This is a genomic window from Streptomyces sp. A1136 (assembly GCF_004795055.1).
Lineage (GTDB): Bacteria > Actinomycetota > Actinomycetes > Streptomycetales > Streptomycetaceae > Streptomyces.
The window spans coordinates 1-12,739 of record NZ_SSBJ01000053.1; the positions used below are offsets into that span (position 1 = coordinate 1).

Here is a 12,739-nt window from a genome sequence, read left to right on the forward strand (position 1 = left end):
GGAGCCACCCGTGGCGGCCGTTCCCGGTGGGTCCGGCGTGTCGGTGGTGTCCGGCGTGCCGGTCGTGGCGGCGGAGCTGGTGCCGGGGGCGTCGCAGGCGGTCGTCCCGGGGCCGGTTGTGCTTCCCGTCCCCGACGCTCCGTCGGAGCCACCCGTGGCGGCCGTTCCCGGTGGGTCCGGCGTGTCCGTGGTGTCCGGCGTGCCGGTCGTGGCGGCGGAGCTGGTGCCGGGGGTGTCGGGGGCGCGCGTGCTGTCGCGGCGGCCGACCGCCTGACGGAACGAGCGGCGGGCCGGCGCCGACGCGGGGCCGGCCCCCGGCGCCCCGGCATCCCCCGGTCGCCGCCGGGGGCCGACCCGCGTGGGCGGGCGGGTCAGCGCTGGACCTTGAGGACCTTGCCGAGGAAGTTGTCCGGGAGCAGGGTGTTGCATTCGAGTTCGGCCGTCTTCGTCAGGGCGTCGTCGCGACAGACGTAGAAGTCCTTGTAGGTCAACTGCACCGCGTACGAGCCGGCGGCCAGCATGAGGGCCAGGGTCGCCGTGACCAGGCCGCTGACCGCCGCCGTGCGCTGCGGGCGAGCCGCCGGGCCGAGGGACTCGACGCCGCCGCGGAGTGCGCTGACGCCCCAGTAGAGAGCGAGCGCGCCCAGCAGCAGACCCACCGACGGAATCCCGAAGATGCCGAAGAAGAACCCCCACATGCCCGCGAGCAGCGCGTACCGGGCGCGGCGCTGGATCGGGTCCGTGGGGTCCCAGCGGGCCGGGCCCTCGGGGGTCGGGTCCCGGCCGTCCCGGCCGCCGCCGGGGCCGCCCGCGCCGTTGCCGCCGCGCGGCTGCCACGGCTGGTCGGGCTTGCCCTCGGGGGGCGCCGCGAAGGGGTTGTCGTCGGTCGAGGAGTCGGGCTGACGGCGGTCCGGCATCGAGTGCGTTACTTCCCCTGTGTCGTGGACTGTGTCGTGAGCGGTCGTGAGCGGTGTCCGTGAGTGGTGTCGTGGACCTGGCATCGGCGTGGTTCCGGTGTGGAACACGTCGCGTCACGCGGTTCGCGGCCTCCACGCCGCACGCTACCCCCAGGCCGTCCCCCCGTACCTCGGGGGCGGTCCCGTGTGCCGGTATCGTTGCAGGCGGTCCACCGCTTCGTATGGTTCCCCGTATATCGGGGACCCGGAGTTTCGTATGACCGTACAAGTGCAACAAGCGCAACAAGTGCAAGCGATGCCCCCCAAGAAAGGGCCTCCCATGGCCGCCTCTCGCCTGGTCGTGCTGGTCTCCGGTTCCGGCACCAACCTCCAGGCCCTGCTCGACGCCATCGACTCCCACCCCGAGGGCCCCGAGGGCTTCGGCGCCCGGGTCGTCGCGGTCGGCGCCGACCGCGACGGCATCGTCGGCCTGGAACGCGCCGAGAAGGCCGGTATCCCCACTTTCGTGTGCCCGGTCAAGGCGTACGACACCCGCGCCGAGTGGGACGTCGCGCTCACCGAGGCCACCGCCGCCCACGAGCCGGACCTGGTGGTCTCCGCCGGGTTCATGAAGATCGTCGGGCCGGAGTTCCTGGGTCGCTTCGGCGGCCGGTTCATCAACACCCACCCCGCCCTGCTGCCCGCCTTCCCGGGCGCGCACGGCGTCCGCGACGCCCTCGCCTACGGCGCCAAGGTCACCGGCTGCACCGTCCACTTCGTGGACGGCGGCGTGGACACCGGCCCCATCATCGCCCAGGGTGTCGTCGAGATCCGGGACGAGGAAGACGAAGCCGCTCTCCATGAGCGCATCAAGGAAGTCGAGCGCACGCTGCTCGTCGACGTCGTGGGGCGCCTGGCCCGGCACGGCTACCGCATTGAGGGACGAAAGGTAACAATCCAGTGACCGCCGTAGAGACCGCAGACAGCAGCAACGACCCGACCACGACCCAGCGGCCGATCCGTCGTGCGCTCATCAGCGTCTACGACAAGACGGGACTGGAAGAGCTGGCCCGCGGCCTGCACGAGGCGGGCGTCGCCCTCGTCTCCACCGGCTCCACCGCCTCCAAGATCGCCGCGGCCGGTGTGCCCGTCACCAAGGTCGAGGAGCTGACCGGCTTCCCCGAGTGCCTGGACGGCCGGGTCAAGACCCTGCACCCGCGCGTGCACGCCGGCATCCTCGCCGACCTGCGCCTGGAGGACCACCGCCGGCAGCTGGCCGAGCTGGGCGTCGAGCCCTTCGACCTGGTGGTCGTCAACCTCTACCCCTTCCTCGCGACCGTCCGGTCGGGAGCCACCCCCGACGAGTGCGTCGAGCAGATCGACATCGGCGGTCCCTCGATGGTCCGCGCCGCCGCCAAGAACCACCCCTCGGTCGCCGTCGTCGTCAGTCCCGAGCGGTACGCCGACGTCCTGGCCGCCGCCCAGGGCGGCGGCTTCGACCTGACCGCCCGCAAGCGGCTCGCCGCCGAGGCCTTCCAGCACACGGCCGCCTACGACGTGGCCGTCGCCTCCTGGTTCACGAACTCCTACGCCCCCGAGCCCGAGGCCGTCCTGCCCGAGTTCCTGGCCGGCGCCTGGGAGCGCAAGTCGACCCTCCGCTACGGCGAGAACCCCCACCAGGCCGCCGCGCTCTACACGGACGGGCAGCCGGGCGGGCTCGCCAACGCCGAGCAGTTGCACGGCAAGGAGATGTCCTTCAACAACTACGTGGACACCGAGGCGGCCCGTCGCGCCGCCTACGACCACGACGAGCCCTGCGTCGCGATCATCAAGCACGCCAACCCGTGCGGGATCGCCGTGGACACGGACATCGCCGCCGCCCACCGCAAGGCGCACGCCTGTGACCCGCTTTCCGCGTTCGGCGGTGTCATCGCGGTCAACCGCCCGGTGACCGTCGAGCTCGCCGAGCAGGTCGCGGAGATCTTCACCGAGGTCATCGCCGCCCCCGGCTACGAGGACGGCGCGGTCGAGATCCTCGCCAGGAAGAAGAACATCCGCGTCCTGAAGGTGGACGGCACCCCGCACCAGCCGGGCGACCTGAAGCCGATCTCGGGCGGCGTGCTGCTCCAGCAGTCGGACACGTTCGAAGAGGGACGGGGCGCCGAGGGCGACGACCCGAAGAACTGGACCCTCGCGACCGGCGAGGCCCTCTCCGCCGCCGAACTCGCCGAGCTCGCCTTCGCCTGGAAGGCCTGCCGGGCCGTCAAGTCGAACGCGATCCTGCTCGCCAAGGACGGCGCCTCGGTCGGCGTCGGCATGGGTCAGGTCAACCGCGTCGACTCCGCGAAGCTCGCGGTCGAGCGGGCCGGCGCGGAGCGCGCGCGGGGTTCGTACGCCGCCTCCGACGCCTTCTTCCCCTTCCCGGACGGGTTGGAGATCCTCACCGCGGCCGGCGTCAAGGCCGTGGTCCAGCCGGGCGGTTCGGTCCGTGACGAGCAGGTCATCGAGGCGGCGAAGGCGGCCGGCGTGACCATGTACTTCACCGGCACCCGCCACTTCTTCCACTGACGGACCCCGCACACGGCGAAGGCCGCGCCCCCATCGGGGGGCGCGGCCTTCGCCGTACTGCGGTGGATCACCACCGGTGGGCGGTCGAACCGCCCACCGGTCGTCGGCGACCTGCTACTTCTTCACGACGATCGTGCCGGCGGCACGGTCGTGCCAGCCCTGCAGCTTGCCGGAGTTGTCGAAGAAGGGGGAGAGGTAGGTCAGGATCTGACCGATACCGCAGAGCAGCGCGCCGACCATCGGGATGATCCAGCGGATGAAGCCGCCGCCGATGCCGGGGACCTGACCCGTGTTCTCCTTGACGACCTTGACGCCCAGGGCCAGCTTGCCGACCGTCGCGCCCACGAACGCGATCATCAGCCATTCGTAGAGCAGGGTGGCGATGAAGAAGATCAGGATGAAGCCGAAGAAGGTGGCGATGATGCCACCCGCGGCGGCGGCCTGGTCGTTGACGCAGGTCTGGTACGTGGGCGACGCGTAGTCCGTGCCGCAGTCCTGGATGCTCTTCGACGCGCCGAAGGCGCTGGCGAGACCGATCGAGCTGAGGATGGCGTACAGGACACCGATGACCAGGCCGTCGATCACGCGGGCGCCGAAGCGGCGACCCATCGTGGCGACCTCGACGGTGCCGAGTCCGGCCACGTTGATGTAGCCGTTGTTCGCCTGGAGCGTGCCGGGGGCCGGGGGCATCGCACCGTACGGCGGCTGCCCGGGCTGCTGCGGGTAACCGTAGCCGGGCTGGCCCTGCGGGGGCACGCCCTGGGGGGCCTGCTGCGGGTAGCCGTAGTTGGGCTGGCCCTGCGGCGGCTGCTGCTGTCCGTACGGGTTGTTCGGGTCGCCGAAACTCATCTTGGGGTTGTTCCTCCGTGGAAGTGCGGGGACGCACGGCACTTTCGGAGGAAACACTGCGTTGCGGTCCACCCCCCGGCACTGCCCGCGGCACTCATTGCCCGTCATCGTGGTCCCGCCGCAGGGCGATTGTCCAGCCGGTTCACGTACGGGACGGGACTTGTTGTGCAAGTGCAATGAAATGACCAAGTCGCTTCCCGCGCCGCCCGGAGTCTGCGGGGGCGCCCCGAGCCGGGTGATCGGCCGAAGCGGAACCGGGGGCTCCCGGAGCGGGACCCGGGCGCCCGGAGTGGAAGGGAGGCGGCTCCATCCGGGAGGATGGGGGTATGACCGCCCAGATTCTCGATGGCAAGGCCACCGCAGCCGCGATCAAGTCCGAACTGACCGCCCGCGTGGCGGCGCTGAAGGCCGGAGGCGTCACCCCCGGCCTCGGCACCCTGCTGGTCGGTGACGATCCGGGCAGCCGCTGGTACGTCAACGGCAAGCACAAGGACTGCGCGGAGGTCGGCATCGCCTCCATCCAGCGCGAACTCCCGGCCACCGCCTCCCAGGAGGACATCGAGGCGGTCGTCCGGGAGTTGAACGAGAACCCCGAGTGCACGGGTTACATCGTGCAACTGCCGCTCCCCAAGGGCATCGACACCAACCGCGTCCTGGAGCTGATGGATCCGCTCAAGGACGCCGACGGACTGCACCCGATGTCCCTCGGTCGGCTGGTGCTGAACGAGCCCGGCCCGCTGCCCTGCACCCCGTACGGGATCGTGGCGCTGCTGCGGCACCACGGGGTGGAGATCAACGGCGCGCACGTCGTCGTCGTGGGCCGCGGCGTCACCGTCGGGCGCTCCATCGGCCTGCTCCTGACGCGCAAGTCGGAGAACGCCACGGTGACCCTGTGCCACACCGGTACCCGCGACCTGTCGCGGCTGCTGCGGCAGGCGGACGTCATCGTCGCGGCCGCGGGCGTGCCGCACCTGGTCAAGCCGGAGGACGTGAAGCCGGGCGCCGCCGTCCTCGATGTCGGCGTCAGCCGTGACGAGAGCGGGAAGATCGTCGGTGACGTGCACCCGGGCGTCGCGGAGGTGGCGGGCTGGCTGTCCCCGAACCCCGGCGGTGTGGGCCCGATGACCCGTGCCCAACTGCTCGTCAACGTCGTCGAGGCGGCGGAACGGACCACCAGTGCGGGCTGAGCGCACCACCGGCCCGGCCGGCCCGGCCGCCGGGGACGAGGGGGCCCCGGAGGCCCCCAAGTCCCGCCGGTTCCCCTCCGTCACCCGGGATACCGCCCGCCCCGAGGGGGGCGGCCGGGCCGCCCCCGGGGACGCGCCCGCGCCCGCCCGGCAGTGGCCCATGCTCAGCGTCCTCGGCGCCACCGCGGCCGGGTTGCTGACGACGGCCCTGGGTCAGGCCCGGGTGGGCTGCCTGATCATCGGCGTCGCGCTGATCGCGGCGGCGGTGATGCGGCGCGTGCTGCCCTCGGTGGGGATGCTCGCCGTCCGCTCGCGGTTCACGGACCTCCTGACCTACGGAGCCCTCGGCGTGGCCATCACGCTGCTGGCGCTGGTGATGGAACCCAGACCCTGGGTGCACATCCCGTTCCTGGAGACGGCGGTCCGCTTCACCGTCCGGTGAGCCGCGCCCGTCCGCCACGGAGCGTCGGCCCACCGCGCCGGCTCACGGCCCGCCCGGCGCACCGTGCCCCGCTCACCGTCCGGCCCGCGCGGTCAGGGCGGCCAGCACCGCCGCGACGGCCGGCTGGGCCTCGGTACCCGCCCGCACCAGCGCCTCCAGCGTCCGCCCCGGGCCCGGCAGGTCCACCACGACCGTGCCGGGCGGCGGGGCGTCGCACATCAGCTTCGGCAGCATCGAGACGGCCCGGCCGGTGGCCACCAGCCACAGCCCGGCGCGCAGGTCCCCGCACTCGTGCGCGAGGCGTGGGGTGAAGCCGGCGTTGCGGCAGGCGTGCAGCAGCATCTCGCGGCAGCTGCTCGGGGCGGGCGCGCCGACCCACTCGGCCTCCCGCAGCGCCGCCAGGCCGTCCCGCTCGTAGGTCGGGAGCAGCGCCTCGGGCAGCGCCAGGCACAGCGGGTCCTCGAACAGCGGGACGGCGCTGGTCCCGCTCGCGGGCGGGGCGCCGAGCAGCGGGTACGCGTAGACCACCGCCAGGTCCAGACGCCGCTGCCGCAGCAGCGGGACGGCTTCCTCCGGGTCGGCCTGCACGATGCGGGGCCGCAGCAGGGGGTGGCGCGGGGCGAGGGCCGCCAGCAGCGGGGCCGCCACCGTGGCCAGCGCGCTCGGGGCGCAGCCGATCCGGACCTCGCCGACAGGACCGGCGTCCAGGGCCCGTACCGCTCCCTCCGCCTGCTCCAGGGCGGCCAGCACCGGTTCGCACGCCCCGGCCAGCGCGGCGCCGGCCGGCGTCAGGCGCAGGCCCCGACCCTCCCGCTCGACGAGGACGGCGCCCGCCTCGGCCTCCAGTGCGCGCAACTGCTGCGAGACGGCGGACGGGGTCACCCGGTGCAGGTCGGCGACCACGGTCACCTTTCCGTGCTCGGCCAGGTCGCGGAGCATCACCATGCGTTTCACGTCCAGCATGCGGCCAGCGTAGACCCACTTGGTAGTTCTGCTTCACTTTCGATGAAGGAAAGGTAGCTGGACTTCACGGTGATGAGGGCGGGATGCTCGTGGGCATGACCACGAGCCCCCTTGAAGTCCTGCTGATCGGCGCCAACGGCACCCTCGGGCGCGCCGTGCTCACGGCCCTGCGCGAGCGGGGCCACCAGGTCGTCACCGCCTCCCGCAAGGACGCCGACGTCCCGGTCGACATCACCGACCCGGAGTCCATCCGCGCCATGTACGACGCGGTCGCCGAGCGCTACGGCGAGGTCGACGCCGTCGCGAGCGCGGCCGGGAGCGTCCCGTGGCGCCCGCTCGCGGAACTGACCACCGAGGACGTCCGCGGCGGCCTAGAAGGCAAGGCCGTCAGTCAGATCGAACTGGTCCGCCAGGGCGCCGCCCGGCTGCCGGCGCACGCCTCGTACACGCTGATCACCGGGGTGCTGGCCCGCGAGCCGCTGCTCACCGGCTCCGTCGCCTCCCTCGTCAACGGCGCGGTGGAGGCGTTCGTACGGGCCGCCGCCATCGAACTCCCCGGCCGGCAGCGGATCAACGCCGTCAGCCCCACCGTCTTCATCGAGTCCCTCGACGTCTACGGGGACACCTTCGCGGGATTCGACGCCGTGCCGGTCGCCCGCGCGGCGAACGCCTACGTCAAGTCGATCGAAGGACACCGCACCGGGCAGGTGTTCCGCGTGGAATGAGGGTCCGGACACCGGAACCGCCTTCGAACAGCCGGGTCCGTGTGCCACGCACCACACGGGCCTGTGGATTAGCCGCCCCCGGGGTCGGATAGCCTGACCGCGGATGTCTCTTCACGTCAAGATTTAGAGGACAGGGAAGCGGCGTCCTCCAGCACATGGGGCAGGGACGCCCCACCGCCAGCTGTCTAACGGAGAAGGCCATGACCCGCACTCCCGTGAATGTCACCGTCACCGGCGCCGCCGGCCAGATCGGCTACGCGCTGCTCTTCCGCATCGCGTCCGGTCACCTCCTCGGCGCCGACGTGCCGGTCAAGCTCCGGCTGCTCGAAATCCCCCAGGGCATGAAGGCCGCCGAGGGAACCGCCATGGAGCTCGACGACTGCGCCTTCCCGCTGCTCCGCGGCATCGACATCTTCGACGACCCGAACAAGGGTTTCGAGGGTGCCAACGTCGCGCTGCTCGTCGGCGCCCGCCCCCGCACCAAGGGCATGGAGCGCGGTGACCTGCTCTCCGCCAACGGCGGCATCTTCAAGCCGCAGGGCGCCGCGATCAACGCGCACGCCGCGGACGACATCAAGGTCCTGGTCGTGGGCAACCCGGCCAACACCAACGCGCTCATCGCGCAGGCCGCCGCCCCGGACGTACCGGCCGAGCGGTTCACCGCGATGACCCGCCTGGACCACAACCGCGCGATCTCGCAGCTGGCCGCCCGCACCGGCGCCGCCGTCTCCGACATCAAGCGCCTGACCATCTGGGGCAACCACTCGGCCACCCAGTACCCGGACATCTTCCACGCGGAGATCGCCGGCAAGAACGCCGCCGAGGTCGTCAACGACGAGCAGTGGCTGGCCGACACCTTCATCCCGACCGTCGCCAAGCGCGGCGCCGCGATCATCGAGGCCCGTGGCGCGTCCTCGGCCGCCTCCGCCGCCAACGCGGCCCTCGACCACGTCCACACCTGGGTCAACGGCACCGCCGCGGGCGACTGGACCTCGATGGGTGTCCCGTCGGACGGCTCCTACGGCGTTCCCGAGGGCATCATCTCCTCCTTCCCGGTCACCACGAAGGACGGCAAGTACGAGATCGTCCAGGGCCTCGACATCAACGAGTTCTCCCGTGCGCGCATCGACGCGTCCGTGGCGGAGCTGGTCGAGGAGCGCGACGCGGTGCGCGAGCTCGGCCTGATCTGATCCGAACGGCCGGGGCCGGTCCTCGCACCGGCCCACCCGTTCGAACCAGTACGAACGACGAAGCGCTCCGGCCAAACCAGGCCGGGGCGCTTTGGCGTGATTCGGCCTGTCGCGTCATGTAGGGGGAACCTAAGGTCGGTCGGTGACCGAGACACCGATTCCCCACCAGCCGACCGGTCCGGCCGGCTGGGGCGATCCCCGCGCCGGCCGCCCGCCGGTGCACCCCTCGCTCAGCGAGGCCGGCCGGTTCCTGTGCGCCGGCACCTACCTCGACGCCGGATTCCGCGACCGGGTGATCGACGAGCTGTACGTCCACGAAGAGCGCATCGTCGCCCCCTCCTACGGCTACGACGCCTCCCGGGTGCTCGCCCACGCGCTGCGCGCCCGCCGCACGGAACTCGGCTGGGCGGCCGGGGTGCTCGGCGCCTGGTTCGTCGGCTCGCTCCTCACCGGCGGCGCCCTCATGCTGCTGGTCTTCCCCTTCCTCCTGCTGAGCCTCGCCGACTGGCTGCGCGGCCGGAACACGGCGCTGCTGCGGGCCCTGGCCGTGATCTTGCGCGTTTACGTCCTGGTGACGCTCGCCGTCACCCTGCTCTTCCTCGTCGTGGGCGGATTCGCCCTGATGAGCCTGCTCGGCGACCCGGGCGGACCCGGCGCCCTGTTCTTCGCCCCGTCCTTCGGGGGCACCGTCGCGGCCACCGCCGCCCTCTGGTGGGTGCCCGTCGTCTTCGCCGCCGTCGTCACCGTCGTGGGCCTCCAGCGCGGTCACGTCTACCGGACCATCACCAACGACCTCAACGAGCGCCGCTACGCCGACCATGCGGGCGACCCGGCCGAAGCGGCCCCCGGCGCGCGCTTCCAGCGCGTCCGTGCCCGCATCCGGGCGGAGCAGCACGCGCCGGTGATCATGTACGACGTCAACGACCCGTTCTGCGGAGCGGGCGACCCCTACCGGCCCTGGCAGCTCTCCGTCGAACTGCGCCCGCGCGAGGACCTGGGCCCCGACCGGAAGCCGACACCGGTGACCAACGCCCACCTCGTCTCCCGGATCGTGCCGCTGCTGGAGCGCCTGCGGGTGCCCTCCCCGCACGGCTCCGCGGACGCCCAGGCCGCCGTCGGCGACCGTATGCGGGAACTCGTCGTCGACGAGTGCGTGTTCCTGCCCGCCAACGGACTGCCGCACAGGGACGCCGCGCAGAGCATCCACGCCCAGTACGCGCAGCAGCGGGCCGCCGCCATCGAGGAGGGCGGCGAGCGCCGCCGGCACTTCCTGCGCGTGCGGGTGGGCGGTTGGGACGAGAACCTCGTCGTCACCGTCTTCGTACGGGTCCACACGCAGGGCGGCATGATGATGCTCGAAGTGGCGCCGCACGTGCTGCTCCCCGTGGACGTCGCCTTCCACAACGCGGACGCCGACGCCCAGCGTTACCGCAACAACAACGCCTTCGGAAAGGCGGTCGGGGCCCTGCGGCGCACCCCAGGCTCCATCGCCGCCTCCGTCACCACCCTGGCCCGCGGCCTGGCGAGCTGGTGGCGGATCGTGACCGGCGGCCACGGCGGCGCCCGCCCCGAGGGACCCCGCCTGTCGGTGCGCGAACTCGCCTCCGAGGACAACGGATCGCTGTTCCACCTCATGGACTTGGACCGCTTCCTGAAAACCGTCCAGGACCGGGTGGTCGGCGGCATTATCGTCGCCTTGCACGAAGCGGGCTGGCATACCGAGGAGTTCGCGGCCCGAGCCGTCAACGTCGCGGAGGGCGGGGTGTTCATCCAGTCGGTGAACGGCAGTGCCTTCAGCGTCGGCGGCAGCAACAACATCAACACCGGACACCACGGCAGTGGCAAGGGCAGGGGGAGCAGCGGTGGCAACTGACGGGAGCAGCGCGGGCGGGGCGGAGCCGTCGGTCTCGCTCGGAGACGTCACCGGCAGCGCGTTCAGCATCGGCGGCAGCAACAACACCAACACGGTCCGGCACGGGGGCGCGGCGGCCGAGGCCCCGACCCCGCAGGTGCTGCTCGACGCGGTACTGGAACTGCGCGCCGCCCTCGTACGGGTACCGCGCGGCGAGGACCGGTCGGCGCTGGACGCCGAACTGGACGGCGTCGCCGAGGAACTGGAGACGGCGCGGGAGATCCGGCCCGGGCTCGCCGCCCGGCTGCGCGCGGCGCTGGAACGCTGGGCGCCGCTGGTGGAGTCGGTCAGCGCGGCGACCGCGCTGGCCGGGCTGCTGACCTCGCTGGGAGGCTGAGCCGTGGCCCCGCAGCCGCAGGGCGCGCCCCGCTGGGACGCGCGCACGCAACGCTGGGTGTGGGACGCCCCGGCCGATGCCCCGGCCCACGCCCCGGTCCCGGCCGACACCCCGGCCGCGCCGCCGCAGGCACCGCCCCCCTACGACCCGCTCGCACAGGCCCCGGCGTGGACGGCCCCGGCGTACGATCCGCCGACGCCGACCGCGCCCGAGGCCTACGACGGCAACCTGCCGCCGGTGCCCCCGGCTTTCGACGGGACCCTGCCGACCGCGCCGCCGCCGTACGACACGCTGCTGCCGCCCGGGCCACCGGCACCGCCGCCCGTCCCCCCGGGGCCACCGCGCCCCGCGGGGTCCGGCGGACGGTGGCTGACGCCGACCACGGTGGGGATCGCGGTGGCCGCCCTCGCGATCGGGGCGGCCGCCGTCTGGTTCGTCGAGCGGAGCCCGTCGGGGCCGACCGCGCACGCGGGGGCGACGGCGTCCGGCGCCCCCGTGGACGGCGGGGCGTCCGTGTCCCCGAAGCCGCCTGCCTCCTCGCCCCCGGGCGGCCCCTCCGGCACCCCCTCCGCGAGCACCGGCTCCCCCGCCGGCGGTGCGCACGAGACGGTCCGGGACCCGGACGGGTTCACCATCGCGGTGCCCGCCGGCTGGGCCCGTGAGGCGAGCGGGAGCGGGGTCTTCTACCGCTCTCCGGACCGCGCTTCACTGCTCCAGGTCTTCCGGGTCAGCGAGGCGGAACTCAGCCCGTTGCAGGCCGTACAAGGCGCCTCCACAGATCTGCGCGCCCGCACCCCGGGCTACGAGGAGATCCGCGTCGGCCCGGTACCGGGCTCCGACGACGCCGCGGAACTGGTCTACGAGTACGACAGCGCGGAGACCCACGGCCGCCGCCGGGGCGTGGAGCGGGTCTCCCGCACCCCGGACGGCGGCAAATGGGCCGTCCTGACCGCGGGCCCGGCCGCCGACTGGGCGGTCACACAACAGCACCACGCGGCGGCGTTGGCCGCCTTCCGACCCGGCGGCTGACCGCCCCGGCGCCGGTGGTCCGGCGCCGGTGGTCCGGCGCCGGGGGGCGCGGTGTCGACGGGGCGCGGTGTCGACGCCCGGTCCGACGCCCGGTCCGACGCCCGCTCAGTGCCCGAGCATGCCCGGCGTGTAGTGGCCCGGCACCAGGCGGCAGGTGACGCCGAACCGGTTCCAGGCGTTGATCGTCGTGATCACGGCGATCAGCTGGGCCAGTTCGGCCTCCTCGAAGTGCTTCGCGGCGGTCGCGTAGACCTCGTCGGGAACGAAACCGTCCGTCAGGACGGTCACCGACTCCGTCAGCGCGAGCGCGGCCAGCTCCTTCTCGGTGTAGAAGTGCCGGGACTCGCGCCAGGCGGAGAGCTGCACGAGCCGCTCGACGCTCTCGCCCGCCGCCAGGGCGTCCTTGGTGTGCATGTCCAGGCAGAAGGCGCAGCCGTTCACCTGCGAGGCGCGGGTCTTGACCAGCTCGGTCAGGACCGGGTCGAGGCCCTTCTTCGCCGCGATCTCCAGCGCGACCATGGCCTTGTAGACCTCGGGCGCGTGCTTGTACCAGTTCAGGCGGGCGGGCTCTTCGGGGGCGTGTTCCGTGGCTTCGGTCGTCGTCGTCATGCCTCCACCGTACGAAGGAGGCAGCCCGCCGA

General features: G+C 72.9%; 13 protein-coding genes and 1 pseudogene. 10 read left to right on the forward strand and 4 right to left on the reverse strand.

The genetic code is table 11. The features are described from left to right. A pseudogene (locus E6R62_RS40400) lies at positions 1-274 on the forward strand (hypothetical protein); the annotation flags it as partial. Positions 275-371: 97 nt separating this feature from the next. Here E6R62_RS40400 and E6R62_RS33230 read toward each other — a convergent pair. Further along, a complete protein-coding gene (locus E6R62_RS33230; RefSeq protein ID WP_136217213.1) occupies positions 372-917 on the reverse strand; it encodes a hypothetical protein in 546 nt (181 codons plus the stop codon). Positions 918-1,236: 319 nt separating this feature from the next. Here E6R62_RS33230 and purN point away from each other — a divergent pair, with 319 nt between their 5' ends. Both purN and purH read left to right on the forward strand, forming a co-directional pair. Further along, positions 1,237-1,860 carry a phosphoribosylglycinamide formyltransferase gene (gene purN, locus E6R62_RS33235; protein ID WP_136217214.1) on the forward strand — a complete coding sequence of 208 codons (624 nt, stop codon included), beginning with the start codon at positions 1,237-1,239 and terminating at the stop codon, positions 1,858-1,860. Continuing rightward, entirely contained in the window at positions 1,857-3,464 is a 1,608-nt protein-coding gene (gene purH / locus E6R62_RS33240; protein ID WP_136217215.1) for a bifunctional phosphoribosylaminoimidazolecarboxamide formyltransferase/IMP cyclohydrolase, read from the forward strand. Before purN ends, purH begins: the two co-directional genes overlap by 4 nt. 114 nt (positions 3,465-3,578) lie before the next feature. On the opposite strand, the gene E6R62_RS33245 is transcribed toward purH, so the two are convergent. Beyond that, positions 3,579-4,313: an RDD family protein gene (locus E6R62_RS33245; protein WP_136217216.1), complete on the reverse strand. Its 735-nt coding sequence runs from the start codon at positions 4,311-4,313 to the stop codon at positions 3,579-3,581. Between the two features lie 326 nt (positions 4,314-4,639). Between E6R62_RS33245 and E6R62_RS33250 the strand changes: the two genes are divergently transcribed. Both E6R62_RS33250 and E6R62_RS33255 read left to right on the forward strand, forming a co-directional pair. Beyond that, positions 4,640-5,500 carry a bifunctional methylenetetrahydrofolate dehydrogenase/methenyltetrahydrofolate cyclohydrolase gene (locus E6R62_RS33250; protein WP_136217217.1) on the forward strand — a complete coding sequence of 287 codons (861 nt, stop codon included), beginning with the start codon at positions 4,640-4,642 and terminating at the stop codon, positions 5,498-5,500. Further along, on the forward strand, positions 5,490-5,942 hold the full coding sequence (locus E6R62_RS33255) for a DUF3017 domain-containing protein (RefSeq protein ID WP_240802038.1): 453 nt from the start codon (positions 5,490-5,492) through the stop codon (positions 5,940-5,942). The genes E6R62_RS33250 and E6R62_RS33255 overlap by 11 nt, the downstream gene beginning before the upstream one ends. Before the next feature lie 72 nt (positions 5,943-6,014). Here the strand turns inward: E6R62_RS33255 and E6R62_RS33260 are convergent, their stop codons facing one another. Further along, positions 6,015-6,905 (reverse strand): LysR family transcriptional regulator, encoded by an 891-nt coding sequence (locus E6R62_RS33260; protein WP_136217219.1) that lies wholly within the window; start codon positions 6,903-6,905, stop codon positions 6,015-6,017. A gap of 95 nt (positions 6,906-7,000) precedes the next feature. Between E6R62_RS33260 and E6R62_RS33265 the strand changes: the two genes are divergently transcribed. The 5 genes from E6R62_RS33265 (at position 7,001) to E6R62_RS39960 (ending at position 12,098) form a co-directional block, all read left to right on the forward strand. Further along, positions 7,001-7,630: a short chain dehydrogenase gene (locus E6R62_RS33265; protein WP_240802039.1), complete on the forward strand. Its 630-nt coding sequence runs from the start codon at positions 7,001-7,003 to the stop codon at positions 7,628-7,630. A gap of 200 nt (positions 7,631-7,830) precedes the next feature. Next, entirely contained in the window at positions 7,831-8,820 is a 990-nt protein-coding gene (locus tag E6R62_RS33270) for a malate dehydrogenase (RefSeq protein WP_136217221.1), read from the forward strand. Between the two features lie 142 nt (positions 8,821-8,962). After that, complete coding sequence (locus E6R62_RS33275; RefSeq protein WP_136217222.1) at positions 8,963-10,693, forward strand: hypothetical protein; 1,731 nt, start codon at positions 8,963-8,965, stop codon at positions 10,691-10,693. Continuing rightward, a complete protein-coding gene (locus E6R62_RS33280) occupies positions 10,683-11,069 on the forward strand; it encodes a hypothetical protein (protein ID WP_136217223.1) in 387 nt (128 codons plus the stop codon). The genes E6R62_RS33275 and E6R62_RS33280 overlap by 11 nt, the downstream gene beginning before the upstream one ends. A gap of 3 nt (positions 11,070-11,072) precedes the next feature. Continuing rightward, on the forward strand, positions 11,073-12,098 hold the full coding sequence (locus E6R62_RS39960) for a hypothetical protein (protein ID WP_168714256.1): 1,026 nt from the start codon (positions 11,073-11,075) through the stop codon (positions 12,096-12,098). A gap of 105 nt (positions 12,099-12,203) precedes the next feature. Here E6R62_RS39960 and E6R62_RS33295 read toward each other — a convergent pair whose 3' ends face one another. Next, on the reverse strand, positions 12,204-12,707 hold the full coding sequence (locus tag E6R62_RS33295; RefSeq protein ID WP_136217226.1) for a carboxymuconolactone decarboxylase family protein: 504 nt from the start codon (positions 12,705-12,707) through the stop codon (positions 12,204-12,206). Positions 12,708-12,739: the final 32 nt, after the last annotated feature.